Genomic DNA, 14,086 nt, shown 5'->3' with positions numbered 1-14,086 from the left:
GCTTTCCTTCTATCGTCACCTGTCGACCTGGCTTCACTCGTCCTCGACCCACCGCTCCATGTTGCCGGCTCACCCTCACTTGTTATTGCCCCTCTATCATTTGTTGTCATCCCGCCCTTACTTGTTGTCATCCCGGCGAAGGCCGGGATCCATGATCTCCTTATGACCCTTCAGCAATTTCTGCTCATCCTTCGTGCCCGATATCGTGTGGCACTGCTTGCCTTGGCAGTAACGGTGGCCGGCACTTTGATCGTCAGCCTGCTGCTCCCCAAGCAATACACTGCCAGCGCCGCCATGGTGGTGGACGTCAAGTCGCCTGACGCCGTCAGCGGCCTGCTGCTGCAGGGCATGATGGCACCGGGATACATGGCCACCCAAATCGACATCATCAACAGCGACCGTGTAGCCAAGGGCGTCGTCAAACTGCTGCGTATGGACGAAAGCGCTGTCATCAAGCAACAATGGCAGGAAGCCACCAAGGGCAAAGGCCAACTCATAGACTGGCTGGCCAACCTGCTGCAAAAAAATCTGGACGTCAAGCCCTCGCGCGAGAGCAACGTCATCAACATCAATTACACCGGTACCGACCCTGACTTTAGCGCCGCGGTAGCCAACGCTTACGCTCAGGCCTATATGGACGTCAACCTGGATTTGCGTCTCTCTCCAGCCCGCCAATACGCCACATTTTTTGATGCACAAACCAAGGCGGCGCGCGACAAGCTCGAAGTGGCCCAAAAAGCCTTGTCGGCCTACCAGCAAAAAAACGGCATCACTTCTATCGATGAACGACTGGACTTTGAGACCGCCAAGCTCAACGAAACATCGAGCCAACTCACCGGCATTGAGGGTCAGACCACTGACAGTCAAAGCAAGCGCAAAAATGCCAAGGCCGACACTATTGCTGAAGTCATGCAAAGCCCGCTGATCAACGGTCTGAAAGCCGATATTGCCCGACTGGAAGCCAAGCTCACCGAGAGCAACATCAACCTCGGCAAGAATCACCCCCAGACCCAGCGTACGGAGGCAGAGCTGGCCACACTGAAGGCCCAGCTGGAAGCAGAAACACGGAAAATCACAAGCTCTATTGAAACCACCTACCAAGTTGGAAAACAGCGCGAAAAACAACTCAAAAGCGCACTGTCAACCCAAAAGAGCCGTGTGCTGAAAATCAACAAACAGCGCGATGAACTTAACGTGCTGCGCCGTGACATTGAATCGGCCCAGCGGGCCTTTGAAATGGTCAGCCAGCGCGCCTCACAGACCAACATCGAAAGCCAGACCAACCAGACCAATATCCTGGTGCTTAACGCGGCCACTGTGCCGGCTGAGCCGTCCAAACCGCGCATACTTCTAAACCTGTTGGTTTCAATCTTCATAGGCACGCTGCTGGGCATAGGACTGGCGCTGATGATGGAGTTGGCCAAGCGTTACGTACGCTCGGCGCAAGACCTGGCGGATGCGCTGGACTTGCCGGTGCTGGGCATCATCACTTCGGCAGTGCCCCCGCCGCGCATGCGGTTTCGCTTCGGAGTGCGCGCATGACTACAGTCGTCCCTACGGGCGCTGCCCGCTCGATTGGCAACATCCTGGTGGAAGCCGGCCGCCTGAGCAGCGCGGATGCCGCACGCATCATGGAGCACCAGCAACAACACCAACTTCAGTTTGGCGACGCCGCCATTGCGCTCAAGCTACTGACCCCGGAAGACGTGGCCTTTGCCTTGTCCAAGCAGTTTGACTACGCCTACCTGAACCAGCAGGACAGCAGCCTGAGTCCGGAACTGGTGGCAGCCTACAAACCCTTTAGCGTGGTTGGTGAAAACCTGCGGGCCGTGCGCAGCCAGTTGATGCTGCGCTGGTTCAACACCGACCCCCTGCACAAAGTCATCGCGGTGGTAAGCGCTGGCAAAGGCGATGGCCGCACCTTCATTGCCGCCAACCTGGCTATTGTGTTTGCGCAACAAGGTCAGCGCACCCTACTGCTGGATGCCGACCTGCGCGCCGCACCGAACCAGGGGCAGCACAGTTTGTTCAAGCTGGGCAAGAGTGCCGGCTTGTCCGGCATCCTGGCCGACCGCGCGGGAATCGAAGCGGGTGTGCCGGTGCCCAGTCTGCCGGGCCTGAGCGTGCTGCCGGCAGGGGCTGTGCCGCCCAACCCGCAAGAGCTGTTGGGCCGCCCCGACTTTGGTCAACTGCTGGGCACTGCCGCCCAACAGTTTGACGTGATCGTCATCGACACCCCGGCCGGAGATGACTTTGCCGATGCCGAAATCATCGCCGCCCGCGCTGGCGCCGCGCTGATGGTGGCACGCAAGAATCAAAGTCTGCTGCCGAGCGTAGCCCTGCTGGCCCAGCGCCTGCGAGACGGCGGGGTAACGCTGGTAGGTTCAGTCCTCAATGATGCCTGAGCCCTGGTCATCGCGGGCGCAACCCTCACGCGCCGAATTGCTGGCATGGCTGCCGATCATGATTGGTCTGGCGGTGTTGTATGTGCCCAGCTTGTACGGCTTGGTTACCGGCATCTGGAGCTCGGACGAGCAGATGCACGGCCCCATTGTGCTGGGCATCTCGCTTTGGCTGCTGCACCGCAACTGGGGCGCGATGGAGATTGCGGCGCAAGGTCAAGCCGGCAGCCATTGGGGTTGGCCGATCTTCATTTTTGGTTTACTGCTGTACGCGGTGGGCCGGTCGCAAGACATCCTGATGTTCGAGATTGGCTCTGCCGTCTGGCTGCTGCTGGGGTTGCTGCTGCAGCAGCGCGGCAGCGCAGCCCTCAAAGCGCAGTGGTTTGCGCTTTTTTTCATGCTGTTCATGATTCCGCTGCCCGGCGTGGTCGTGGACACCGTCACCATGCCGATGAAGATGGCCGTGTCTTACGTGGCCGAAAACATCTTGTTCTGGGCCGGCTACCCGATCGGCCGCAACGGTGTCATTTTGCAGATTGGTCAATATATGCTGCTGGTGGCCGACGCCTGCGCCGGCCTGCACACCTTGCTGACGCTGGAAGCGCTGGGTCTGCTGTACCTTAACCTTGTGCGCCGTGATTCCTTCTTCAGAAACGTCGGCCTGGCGATTTTGATCGTGCCCATCTCGTTTACCGCGAACGTCATCCGTGTGATGGCACTAAGCCTCATCACCTACCATTTTGGCGACGCCGCCGGCCAGAGCTTTTTACACGGCTTTGCTGGCATGGTGCTGTTTTTGAGTGCGCTGTTGCTGATCATCAGCTTCGACACCGCCTTGCAAACCTTCGAGGCCTATCGCAATCAGCGCAAAGCGGGCGCCCGTTAGGCCTCTGCTCCCATGAAGCCCCATTTCAAAAGCATTTTGTTGATGGTGTTGATGCTCGCTTCGGCCGGACTGGCTCTCTCCATCCGGCCAACACACAAGATTGCCGATCAGACCCCAGTCCATCTGGAAAAAGTAGTTCCCGGGTCTTTTGGCGACTGGCACGAGATCAAACAAAGCGGCCAGCAAATCGTCAATCCCCAGGAGCAGCAAATGCTCGACGAGATCTACAGCCAGACCCTGTCAAAAACCTACGTTGACTCGACCGGCTACCGCATCATGCTGTCGATTGCCTACGGCGGCGATCAATCGCGCGACCTGCAAGTGCATCGCCCGGAAGTGTGCTATTCGGCACAAGGATTTAAACTTTCGCACCAGGAAAAGGTATCCCTCCAAATAGGCGACAGAAAAGTACCCGCCATGCGGCTGCAAACACAACTTGGCGCCCGCCTCGAACCGCTTACCTACTGGGTTCGAATCGGTAACAAAATCGTGCGCGGCAACCTGGAACAAGGATTTGCAAGACTTTCATACGGCATAAGAGGTCTGATAGCGGATGGTTTGCTGTTTCGTGTGTCGAGTATCGATTCCGATCCCGCCAACGCCTATGGCAAACAGGAAAAGTTTGTCGGCGATCTGACAAAGGCCATGCTGGAAAGGGACAAACCCTCACTCCTTGGTACTGACCGCCCCCTCGCCAATCCATGAAACGAGTCGCTCCTATTGCCGCCACATTGGGTACCGTCCAGACGCCCGCTTCAATCGAGGGCGCTGCATGAAAGTCGGAGCCCGCGAGGTTGCCTCCAGCAGTGTGGTGCTACTCGCCGAAAACCTGGTCCGGCTGACCGCAGTTGCGGCCGTGTCGTTCTGGATTGCCCGGCAATTGGGGCCGGAGCAGTTCGGCATCCTGAACGCTGCCTCGGCCCTGGTGGCCATACTGATGACGGTAGCCACCATGGGCCTGGATACGCCCGTCATCCTGCGTCTCACGCAGACGCAACAGGCGGGCGAGGTACTCGGTGCAGCGCTGGTATTGCGGACCGTTTTCGGCCTGATGGTTTTTGCGCTTGCCGTCGTGCTGGCCTATGTCCTGGAGAACGATGACCCGGTGGCGCTGTCAGTCACGCTGGTTGTCAGCCTGAGCATTCTGCTCAGCCCAGTAAACATTTTTGATTACTGGTTCAAAGCCAAAACTTTGCCCGTACGCCCGGCTGCGGCGCGCATCACGGGTACCTTGCTTGCCGCCATCGCCAAGGTCGCCTGCCTCCTTCTTGGTTTCGGCGTCATGGCATTGGCCTGGACCGTGAGCTTAGAAGCCCTGGTGACAAGCATTGGTCTCGTCCTGGCCTATCTGAGCGTGTCCCCCGTTCATCGCAGGGCTGTAGACCGTCAACTGATCGTTGCGTTGGTGCGCGAGAGTTGGCCCTACCTGCTGAGCACAACCGCCATCATCATTTACATGAAGATCGATGTAGTGATGCTGGGCTACCTGTCGACCAATATCGAAACCGGCATCTACAGCCTAGCGCAAAAACTATCTGAAGTGATCTACATGGTGCCGGTCGTTCTCGTAGATTCGGCGTATCCAGTGTTAGCGAGACGGTTTCTCGACGCCAACCAGACAACCGATAGTCAGCATGGGCAAATGCTGTTTGATTTGGCGGTCGGCGGTTCACTGGTCGTAACGCTGTTGGCGCTGATATTGGCCGGGCCAGTGATCAATGCAGTGTTTGGGGCGGGCTACGAACGCTCGGTAAATATCTTCTATATTCATGCTTGGAGTTGCGTGGCTATTGCCATGAATACAGCACGCCACCGCTGGCTGGCTGCCGTCGGGCTGCAGCGCTACGCGCCCACTGTTACAGTGATTGGGTTGGTTATCAACGTTATGATGAACCTCGTTCTGATACCGTTTTTTGGAGCCATTGGGGCGGCGATCGCGACTGTCATCTCTTATTTTCTCTCCGGATATTTTTCATCGTTCCTGTTCCCAGCACTACGTGAAATTGGTCAAATGCAGACTCGCGCTTTATGGCCATGGGCTCGGCTCTACTTTAGTTACAAATCTGGAGAACCAAATGATTCCAGATAGCATGCGCTGGAGCTTCTTTCGCAGAAGAAACTACAGCAAGACCTTGGTTGGGTTCAAGGCGCATTTTTTAACTTACGCTACCGCCGACTGCGAATTCAATGAATATGTAAGTCTGCAGCGTGATTCGAAACTGTTTTCGTGTCAGCTAGGGCGCGCGACATACATAGCCGGAGCGAGTCTTTCGAATGTCTCTACGGGAAAGTTCTGTAGTATTGGGCAGGGAGTCCGGATCGGTTTAGGGCGTCATCCTACTAATTTCCTGTCGACACATCCCGCGTTCTATTCCACCGGCTCGCAAACGCTACTCCAGATCGCAAAATTTCCCAACTTTGAGGAGGCTATTCCTGTCGTACTCGGTAATGATGTTTGGATTGGCGCAAATAGCCTAGTCATGGGTGGCATTTCGATTGGCGATGGCGCAATCATTGGCGCCGGTTCAATCGTTACAAAAGATATCCCCCCTTACGCAATAGCTGTTGGCAATCCAGCAAAAGTGATTCGCTACAGATTTGACGAACAAACAATAAGTAACCTGTTAAGGCTTCAATGGTGGAATAGATCTGATCGAGATATCGAGCGCATGACCCGCCTGATCTCGCCAAGCGGCCTGATCGACCCTCTCGAACTCGATCATTGGATGAAGACGCAATTGGTATAAGAGAACAGACAACAACATGACCAGCGTCCGCTTTTCCATCGCCACCCCGACGCGCAACTCGCTGGACAAGCTGAAGCGCTGCGTCGGCTCGGTACGCGGGCAGAGCGGCGTAACGCTGGAACATCTGGTGCAGGACGCCCAATCCTCGGATGGGACACCCGCGTGGCTGTCGGAGCAGTCTGAGCTGCAGGCCGTGAGTGAAAAAGACACCGGCATGTACGACGCCATCAACCGCGCCTGGGCCCGATCCAGAGGCGAGTTTCTCTCGTGGCTGAATTCGGATGAACAATACTTGCCCGGTACCTTGGCCAGGGTACAGACATTTTTCGATATGCACCCCGAGGTGGATGTGGTATTCGGCAACTACATCGTCGCCGATTTACTGGGCCGTCCGGTGGCGTTGCGCCGGGAGATTCCGTTCCGTCGTGCCTATGTGGTCAATGGTTTTCTCAACATGCAGTCGGCAACCATTTTTTACCGCAGGCACCTGTGGGATAGCGGCTTGCTTCGCCTGGACAGCCAATACCGCTATGCGGCCGACAAGGATCTGATTTTGCGCGTCGCCGCGGCCGGGACGGTGATCAAACACATTCCGGAATATTTGTCCGTGTTTGGCATAGACGGAAGCAATCTCAGCACACACCCGGAGATGGCGAAAGAAGTCGAAAAAATCCGCCGGCAATTTGGTGCCTTTCGCAGCAAGTCGCTGCGGCAGCTCATCATGCTCGGGCGTCGTATCGAGCGCCTGTTCAGCGGCGGCTATCGCTCGGAGACAATTTGCTATCGCTATGCGGTGGACGAAACACCCCGCTATGTCGAAGTCGTGGCGACCAGGCTGGGCGGGCGCTACAGCCTCGCAGATCTGGAAGGACGAGCCGATGAAGTCCACTCGGTGGAGCCATCGTGAACACGCGCAGTTTGCCTCTGCAAGGCAAGTTGATTGCCTTTTTTCACCAGTCCTCGGACATGTATGGTTCCGACAAGATCCTGTTGTATCTGGCCGAAGGAGTAAAGAAGCTGGGCGGCCAGTCAGTTGTATTGCTGCCGGACACTGGCCTGCTTACGCAGGAACTTGAGCAACGCGGAATCGAGTTCCATGTACTTCCGATGCTCAAGGTGACCCGCGCAAGATTCAGTTTCAAAGGCGTGCTGGAACTGGTGCGCGAAAAACGGGCTGCGTTGCCCGCCTATGACCGGGTATTGCGCGGGCGCAAGGTGGATCTTGTGCACTCCAATACGATAGCCGTGCTAGGTGGCGCGCTATGGGCTCACAAGCGTCGCCTGCCCCACCTCTGGCATGTGCACGAGATCATTGAACACCCGTGGGTTGCGGCACGCATCTTCCCCTTGCTGCTGCAATTTTTCGCGGACCATGTTGTGTGCAACTCCCAGGCTACTTACCAATGGCTCGCTGGTGCGCAAGCCAGCCTGAAGAAGAAAATGAGCGTGATCTGGAATGGAGTGCACGCGCCGAGCCGGATCGATAAGAACCACATCGAGGAACTGCTTCGCAAGTTTCACCCTGGGGGCAGTCGACTGGCCATTGGCCTGGTCGGCCGCATCAACCGCTGGAAGGGTCACGGCTTGTTGCTGGACGCAGTAGAGATTTTGCACGGCAAGGGAATCAAGGATTTCTCCGTCGTATTCATCGGCAGCCCGCCGCCCGGGCAGGAGAATTTCGAGCTTCAGCTAAGTCAGCGGATCGCCCGATCACCGATGCGCGACCATATCGTGATGCAGGGTTTTTCCAATGACATCTGGCCAGCCTACGCGGCGCTTGACATCGTATGCGTACCCTCAACCGAACCAGAGCCTTTTGGCCTGGTGGCCGTGGAAGCCATGGCCATGGGCAAGCCGGTGGTTGCCGCACGTTTTGGCGGCCTGACTGAAATCGTTGTGGACGGCATTACCGGGCTGACATTTAACCCGCGCGATGCCGACGCACTGGCTGCGGTGCTTGAGACGCTGTTGTGTGACGATGCCATGCGCGCTCGCCTGGGGCAGGCAGGGAAGGTGCGATTTGATGCAGAGTTTTCGGTTGAAAGAATGCAGACCAAATTCCAAAAGCTTTTCTTATCAATGGTCTGCAATCATCCATAGACAACAGGTTATTAATTACATCAAATCAAATGGATAGTCCACCTCTTACAACAATTCATGATATGAGCGGTCCGGGCCGATTGAAAGAGTGTCAAAGGGTCATGTTTTCCGAATACCCACTCTGGATTGCCTTTTCATTCGCGCTATTCGTAACCATATCGGAAGCAATTTTCGGAATCCCGTTAAGAAATGCTTTGGTGCTGAAACATATTCCACTACTAGTATTTCTGCCCGCTTTTACGCTGTATATTGTTGGCAGAACTCTCGGGGGCGCACCTCGAATAGATTTCACCGGTTGGTTTTCGTGGCTTTGGCCATTTTTACTGCTTGGATCCTTTGCCACGATCGGCTCCCTCTACGCGCGATTTATACTTGATGTAAAGGAAACGTTCCTCGTCTTAGGCATCTACATGTTGCTGACTCCTCTATTCTATATCTGGGGTAGAGAAGTCGGCAACACCAAAAAAATCGTAAGGCCATTCCTCTTTCTGTGGGGAGTTTCATCGTGCGTCGCTGTTGCTGGCTCTATTATTTACTTTGGAAAAGTCGCGGTGTTGCATAGTATTGAGTTTCTGGTTCAACCCTTCTTTGTTTACTTGTTTTTTGTTCAAAAGAAAATAGTCGGGAAACTACTTGCACTCTTCCTGCTCGCGACTGCCACCATTTTAACCCAGAAACTTACGGGATACATCAACGGAATTTCTGCGATAAGTTACATCGGTTTGGTTTATGTAGATACTAGTGTATCCTCGAAGTGGCAAACCGCAATTCGTGTTGTAGGTATGATCGTACTTGTCGCTGTTGTCGGCTCGTCAATACTTGGTTTCATCTATTTTCGCGAGTATCTGCCATCTGGAAATATGGACGTTCGACTTCATCAATATGGAAATGTGTTTACAGCATTCCTTCAATCACCAATATGGGGGCAAGCCTATACTGCCGCATCTGGTGAGACGTACATTGAATACACGCGAAGTCTAAACATCCCGACCCATAGCGATATTCTGGATCTACTAAAAGAAGGTGGGGTGGTGGCTCTCGGGCTTTGGTTGATCGGAATCTTTGTATCTATTAGGCTATTCGTTCGCTGCGCCATGAAAAATTTGAAGACGGCCGCTTTCTTTCATGCGATGGCATTCCTAGCGATTTCCATCGCGGTTGACTGCGCTGTAAACCCGCTATTTTTGACACCTTCGTACGCTTTCATTATTTGGGGCAGCTTGGCGCTTACACTCGGAGTTGCAACTGATACGCGAAAGGGGCAGTTTAATGAATCGTAGTTGCTGGCGCATTGCTATTCGGCTTTGCTTAACGACACTGACACTCATCACATTTTTACCCGCCGTTGCCTATGAAATTACCGCCAACGATTTCCGAAATAGTCGTTTTCGTGGCTTCCACATAGAAGATGTGAGCAGTCAGCGCAGTTCTGCTGATCTTGATGCTCTCGCCAGCACTGGCGCAAATATGGTGCGGATAAGTGTTTTTTTGAAGCGATGCAATGAATGTGTATCTTACGATCTCCCACAAACAGATCTCAATAATCTTGATGCACTAATTCACGCGTTAGCAGCGCGGTCAATCTACGCCTTCGTAGTCTTGCGTCCGATGGGGGATGAACGTGGCCCTTTATGGACGTCGTCTTTACTTCAAAAATCTTTCATAATGCAGTGGAAACTGTTAGCAGTTCGTTATCGGAATCTCCAAAGCGTTGCGGGTTTTGACCTGCTCAATGAACCCGTGCCCCCGGGCCGAACTTACGAAGATCGACAGTCCATGTGGTTGGCTTATGCTGAGACCCTTGGTAAGGAGATTCGCTCTGTTGATCCGCGCCGGGTGCTAATCGTTGAGTCTGCCCCTGACGCCACGACCTCATCTTTCAATAACATGAAGACACTGCCAATCGACAATGTTGTATACAGTTTCCACTCGTACTCGCCTTTCGCGCTGACTCATCAAGGCGTATTGAAGGACTTGTCAAAACCACTTACCTATGGGACAACGCCAGCAATGAATGTAAATCGGGGGGAGCTATACAAACTACTGTCGATTGTTGATCTCTTCGCCACCAAGAATAACGTGCCAATCTTGGTGGGCGAGTTCAGTATTGCGAGGTGGGCTCCGCAGGGCAGCGCACCGCGATATATTTCAGACTCTGTGGACTATTTTGAGGCTAAGGGGTGGTCGTGGATGTACCACGATTTTCGTGGCTGGCCTGGCTGGGATTCCGAAATTGATTCAGAATCACCGGCAATAACAAAGCGCTCACCGCATGCGCCGGTGATGACAATTCTTCGCACCAAGATGAGAAATAGCAGCAAATGACATTACCGTGATAAATCATATAGGGCGAGTATTCAAAGATTTTTGCCTTTGTAAGCCACTTTGAAAGGGGGAATCTTAAGGTCACAACTGACTTAACTAGACGAATGAAATGGGGATTCTAAGAACCATCTTTGCGCTTGCCGTTGTCTTCGCACACTCACCATGGAACAGTGGCCTGGTGTTTGTCGGTCCGCGCAATGCCGTCCAGTTGTTTTATATTACTTCCGGCTTCCTGATTTCTTACGTCCTAACAGAGCGCGGTGGATACGGAAGAAAAGCAACTTTCTATTTAAGCCGTTTCTTGCGGCTTTATCCGCTTTACTTTGCAGTCGCCTCATTAACGCTAGTCATCTACCTGTTGGCCAACCCACAGTTTTTTGAGCTGTACAGGGATATGCCACTGTCTGCCGATATCTCGCTGGCTCTGACAAACGCTCTTCTTTTTGGTCAAGACTGGATTATGTTCTCCGCAGTCCGTTCTGATAATCTGGTTTTTGCCACTAACTTCAATAATTCAGACTTCGCCCTGTGGAAGGGACTGCTTATTCCGCAAGCTTGGTCACTCGGCGTGGAGTTGAGTTTCTATCTGATAGCACCGTTCGTTTTGCCAAGAAGAAAACTTTTACTCACATTGCTGGTTTGTTCGCTGCTATTGCGGGTCGTTTTGATAGTCAATGGTATTGGAAAAAATGACCCTTGGACTTATCGTTTCTTTCCCACTGAATTGGCATTTTTTCTTGTTGGTTCGTTATCGCATCAAATATTGCTTCCGCTTTATCGAAAGTTTTTTGGAGCAGCCCTGAAGAAAAGCTCCCTCATCGTCACCATCGTTCTTGCCGCCTTTTCTGTGCTGTATTTTGTTGTACCAGTTAGTGGCCTGTACAAAGCGCCAATATTATTCTCGTGTTTCATTCTCTTTCTGCCGCTTACCTTTGCATTTCAGAACCAGTACAAGTTTGACGGAAAAATTGGAGACCTTAGTTACCCAATCTACATTGGTCATTTTTTGGTGATCTTTGTGCTTGGACTTTTCTTCAAGCAACTCGATATCACGAACGAATTATTCATTTCTATTTCCAACGCGATCTTCTCTATTGTGTTTGCGGTCGCTCTCAATTGGACGATCGGTGATCGAATTGAATCTATTCGAGCTAAGGTGAAAATGCAGGCTGTAAAGCGAATCAGATATTTGTCCGAGGAGCCTTGATTTTTACTTTGAAGCTCATCGGCTAGAATTGGGTAACAAATTGATAATATATTGGAGAAACAGAAATGAAACGTGTCATTACCTACGGCACCTATGATTTGCTCCACCACGGGCACATCCGGTTACTGCAACGGGCTAAAGACCTTGGCGATTATCTTGTGGTAGCGCTTTCAACCGATCCATTCAATGCGATAAAACACAAATCCTCTCTGTATAAGTATAAAGAAAGGAAAATTATTGTTGAATCAATCCGCTACGTTGATCTCGTAATTCCTGAAAAAAATTGGAACCAGAAGATCAGCGACGTGAAAAAATACTCCATTGATATATTTGTGATGGGTAGTGACTGGACAGGCGAGTTTGACTTTTTGAAAGAATACTGCGAAGTAATTTATCTTCCCAGAACGCCGGAGATTTCCACTTCGGGAACAATAAGAAGACTTCGCAAATGAACTCAAGAAAAATTGACCTAGCAGAAATCAGAGCCATCACATCAAAAGGGTACACAGAACCCTACGTGACATCTTTGTATTTCATTCGCTATTTTTCTCCCATTTTTAGTGCCCTATTAGTTAGATGGCGTGTATCTGCAAATTTTGTTACCATTGTCAGCCTTATTTTTGCACTGGCAGGTTCTTTTCTACAGGCTTCCAATGATTTGTTTTTGCCGTTTTTAGGCGCCATTTTCCTTCTTGTTTACAACATTCTTGATCATATTGATGGCGAAGTCGCGAGAGCGAATTTTCATTTCTACGGGAAAACATCAGGCCTCGGTGGCTCCTATTTTGATGCGCTTGTTCATTATTTTTATACCCCTGTTCTCTTCCTCGGGATCGGTATTGCCGCTTTTTCCCAGACCGAAAATGAATTAGGTTTGTGGGCTGGCTTGGTTACTGGCATGTGGCTTAGTGCCTATGGGCAGTCGGCCTCTTTCAGAGTAATGATGGATAAAATTTTCAAAGATCAAGAAATCCCAACCGAGTTTTCCGGCATATATCAGCATGACAAGGTTAACTGGAAAGAAGCCCCTCGGAAGCAGAAGATTCGATTTCTTTTTCGAGAGATTTTTTCCAATCAAGGGCAGATCTTCATCTTGTTGGCCTGTACTGCTTTTGAACTGTGGGTATCTGCATCGTACAGTCTCAGGTTTATGTATTTGTATGCCATGGCGATAATTGGTTTGATTCAAATGTTCAGAGTCAGCTATAAATTTTATAAAGTACTTGAGAGGATCAAATAATTTTGCTGTTGTCGATTTCTGTTTTCCGGATCAATAACGTGACAATGCTGTTGGTTCATCCATGAGAATTCTGAGGATCCTTGGCACCCGCGGCATCCCCGCTGCTCACGGCGGTTTTGAAACCTTTGCCGAGCATTTGTCGCTCTATCTGGTTGCCAAGGGCTGGCGCGTCGTCGTCTACTGCCAGGACGACGGCCATGGTCCGATGTTTACCGACACTTGGCAAGGCGTGGAGCGGGTGCACATACCGGTGACGCAAGAGGGGCCCAAGGGCACGATCGTGTTCGACTGGCAAGCCACGGTGCATGCTTCAAAGCGCAAGGATTTGTGCCTGACATTGGGCTACAACACCGCTGTGTTTTGCGCGCTGCTGCGACTCAAGGGCATACCCAACCTGATCAACATGGACGGCATCGAGTGGTCACGCGCCAAATGGGGCTCCGCGGCCAAGACCTGGTTCTGGCTGAACGACTGGGCCGGCTGCTGGCTGGGCAACCATCTGGTAGCCGACCACCCACAGATCAAGCTGCATTTGCAGTCACGGGTAACGGGCAGCAAAATCACCACCATTCCGTATGGCGCCGATGCCATCACCGCCGCGTCCGTGCAGCCGGTTGAGTCGCTTGGTCTGGGGCTGGAACCGGGCCGCTTCTGGACGGTCATTGCAAGGGCAGAGCCGGAAAACTCCCTGCTTGAAATTGTGAAAGGGTACTCTGCCAAGCCGCGGGGCATGAAACTGGTGGTGCTGGGCAACTATGACCCTAACAACACCTATCACTGCGCGGTGAAAGCGGCCGCCAGCGCCGAGGTACGTTTTGTAGGTGCCATCTACGACAAAACAGTGGTGCAGTCGCTGCGGGTTCACTGCGCGGGCTACGTGCACGGCCATCAGGTGGGCGGCACCAACCCGTCGTTGGTGGAGGCACTGGGTGCGGGCAACGCCGTGGTCGCGCACGACAACCGGTTTAACCGCTGGGTGGCAGGACCGGAAGCCGCTGTCTATTTCAAAAGCGCGGAGGAATTCGCCTGCCGCATGGACGAACTGATCGCCAACCCGGACCGCTTGGCGACCTTGCGTCAGCATGCGCTGATTCGCTTTCAGGACGCCTTCACCTGGCCTGACGTGCTGAAGCAGTACGAAGAACTGCTGACCCAGTACCTGTCGGCCTGAATCAGGTC

At 52.8% G+C, this 14,086-nt stretch carries 14 protein-coding genes; all 14 read left to right on the top strand.

Going from position 1 to position 14,086, the window contains the following annotated elements; translation table 11 throughout:
* Positions 1 to 162 precede the first annotated feature (162 nt).
* On the top strand, positions 163 to 1,542 hold the full coding sequence (gene epsF / locus PHS32_RS04370) for a chain length determinant protein EpsF (RefSeq protein ID WP_301077621.1): 1,380 nt from the start codon (positions 163 to 165) through the stop codon (positions 1,540 to 1,542).
* Complete coding sequence (gene epsG / locus PHS32_RS04365) at positions 1,539 to 2,405, top strand: chain length determinant protein tyrosine kinase EpsG (RefSeq protein ID WP_301077620.1); 867 nt, start codon at positions 1,539 to 1,541, stop codon at positions 2,403 to 2,405. Before epsF ends, epsG begins: the two co-directional genes overlap by 4 nt.
* Positions 2,395 to 3,288, top strand: a complete 894-nt coding sequence (xrtB, locus tag PHS32_RS04360; RefSeq protein WP_301077619.1) for an exosortase B — start codon at positions 2,395 to 2,397, stop codon at positions 3,286 to 3,288. The genes epsG and xrtB overlap by 11 nt, the downstream gene beginning before the upstream one ends.
* A gap of 12 nt (positions 3,289 to 3,300) precedes the next feature.
* Entirely contained in the window at positions 3,301 to 3,993 is a 693-nt protein-coding gene (epsI, locus tag PHS32_RS04355) for an exosortase-associated protein EpsI, B-type (RefSeq protein WP_301077618.1), read from the top strand.
* A 67-nt stretch (positions 3,994 to 4,060) separates the two neighbouring features.
* Entirely contained in the window at positions 4,061 to 5,377 is a 1,317-nt protein-coding gene (locus PHS32_RS04350) for a flippase (protein WP_301077617.1), read from the top strand.
* The gene (locus PHS32_RS04345) at positions 5,364 to 6,035 is read left to right on the top strand and encodes a CatB-related O-acetyltransferase (RefSeq protein WP_301077616.1); all 672 of its coding nucleotides are present in this window, start codon (positions 5,364 to 5,366) and stop codon (positions 6,033 to 6,035) included. Before PHS32_RS04350 ends, PHS32_RS04345 begins: the two co-directional genes overlap by 14 nt.
* A 16-nt stretch (positions 6,036 to 6,051) precedes the next feature.
* The gene (locus tag PHS32_RS04340) at positions 6,052 to 6,942 is read left to right on the top strand and encodes a glycosyltransferase family 2 protein (protein ID WP_301077615.1); all 891 of its coding nucleotides are present in this window, start codon (positions 6,052 to 6,054) and stop codon (positions 6,940 to 6,942) included.
* The gene (locus PHS32_RS04335; RefSeq protein WP_301077614.1) at positions 6,939 to 8,135 is read left to right on the top strand and encodes a glycosyltransferase family 4 protein; all 1,197 of its coding nucleotides are present in this window, start codon (positions 6,939 to 6,941) and stop codon (positions 8,133 to 8,135) included. The genes PHS32_RS04340 and PHS32_RS04335 overlap by 4 nt, the downstream gene beginning before the upstream one ends.
* 101 nt (positions 8,136 to 8,236) lie before the next feature.
* Entirely contained in the window at positions 8,237 to 9,415 is a 1,179-nt protein-coding gene (locus tag PHS32_RS04330; protein WP_301077613.1) for an O-antigen ligase family protein, read from the top strand.
* Positions 9,405 to 10,460, top strand: a complete 1,056-nt coding sequence (locus PHS32_RS04325; RefSeq protein ID WP_301077612.1) for a cellulase family glycosylhydrolase — start codon at positions 9,405 to 9,407, stop codon at positions 10,458 to 10,460. Before PHS32_RS04330 ends, PHS32_RS04325 begins: the two co-directional genes overlap by 11 nt.
* Before the next feature lie 109 nt (positions 10,461 to 10,569).
* A complete protein-coding gene (locus PHS32_RS04320) occupies positions 10,570 to 11,667 on the top strand; it encodes an acyltransferase (RefSeq protein ID WP_301077610.1) in 1,098 nt (365 codons plus the stop codon).
* Positions 11,668 to 11,732: 65 nt separating this feature from the next.
* Complete coding sequence (gene tagD, locus PHS32_RS04315) at positions 11,733 to 12,119, top strand: glycerol-3-phosphate cytidylyltransferase (protein ID WP_301077608.1); 387 nt, start codon at positions 11,733 to 11,735, stop codon at positions 12,117 to 12,119.
* Positions 12,116 to 12,907, top strand: a complete 792-nt coding sequence (locus PHS32_RS04310; protein WP_301077607.1) for a CDP-alcohol phosphatidyltransferase family protein — start codon at positions 12,116 to 12,118, stop codon at positions 12,905 to 12,907. The genes tagD and PHS32_RS04310 overlap by 4 nt, the downstream gene beginning before the upstream one ends.
* A 61-nt stretch (positions 12,908 to 12,968) precedes the next feature.
* Entirely contained in the window at positions 12,969 to 14,078 is a 1,110-nt protein-coding gene (locus tag PHS32_RS04305) for a DUF1972 domain-containing protein (RefSeq protein WP_301077606.1), read from the top strand.
* Positions 14,079 to 14,086: the final 8 nt, after the last annotated feature.

Source organism: Rhodoferax sp. (assembly GCF_028714215.1).
In the GTDB taxonomy this organism is placed as follows: Bacteria; Pseudomonadota; Gammaproteobacteria; order Burkholderiales; family Burkholderiaceae_C; genus Rhodoferax.
Note: the sequence above shows the minus strand (reverse complement) of the source record. Positions and strands in the feature narration are given on the sequence as shown.

Bases quoted from the DNA above. Each gene is read 5' to 3' on its own strand.
- PHS32_RS04320 (WP_301077610.1), top strand. From the start codon at position 10,570: ATGGGGATTCTAAGAACCATCTTTGCGCTTGCCGTTGTCTTCGCACAC.
- PHS32_RS04330 (WP_301077613.1), top strand. From the start codon at position 8,237: ATGTTTTCCGAATACCCACTCTGGATTGCCTTTTCATTCGCGCTATTC.
- PHS32_RS04305 (WP_301077606.1), top strand. From the start codon at position 12,969: ATGAGAATTCTGAGGATCCTTGGCACCCGCGGCATCCCCGCTGCTCAC.
- PHS32_RS04345 (WP_301077616.1), top strand. From the start codon at position 5,364: ATGATTCCAGATAGCATGCGCTGGAGCTTCTTTCGCAGAAGAAACTAC.
- PHS32_RS04350 (WP_301077617.1), top strand. From the start codon at position 4,061: ATGAAAGTCGGAGCCCGCGAGGTTGCCTCCAGCAGTGTGGTGCTACTC.
- epsG (WP_301077620.1), top strand. From the start codon at position 1,539: ATGACTACAGTCGTCCCTACGGGCGCTGCCCGCTCGATTGGCAACATC.
- PHS32_RS04310 (WP_301077607.1), top strand. From the start codon at position 12,116: ATGAACTCAAGAAAAATTGACCTAGCAGAAATCAGAGCCATCACATCA.
- PHS32_RS04325 (WP_301077612.1), top strand. From the start codon at position 9,405: ATGAATCGTAGTTGCTGGCGCATTGCTATTCGGCTTTGCTTAACGACA.
- epsI (WP_301077618.1), top strand. From the start codon at position 3,301: ATGAAGCCCCATTTCAAAAGCATTTTGTTGATGGTGTTGATGCTCGCT.
- epsF (WP_301077621.1), top strand. From the start codon at position 163: ATGACCCTTCAGCAATTTCTGCTCATCCTTCGTGCCCGATATCGTGTG.
- PHS32_RS04340 (WP_301077615.1), top strand. From the start codon at position 6,052: ATGACCAGCGTCCGCTTTTCCATCGCCACCCCGACGCGCAACTCGCTG.
- tagD (WP_301077608.1), top strand. From the start codon at position 11,733: ATGAAACGTGTCATTACCTACGGCACCTATGATTTGCTCCACCACGGG.
- xrtB (WP_301077619.1), top strand. From the start codon at position 2,395: ATGATGCCTGAGCCCTGGTCATCGCGGGCGCAACCCTCACGCGCCGAA.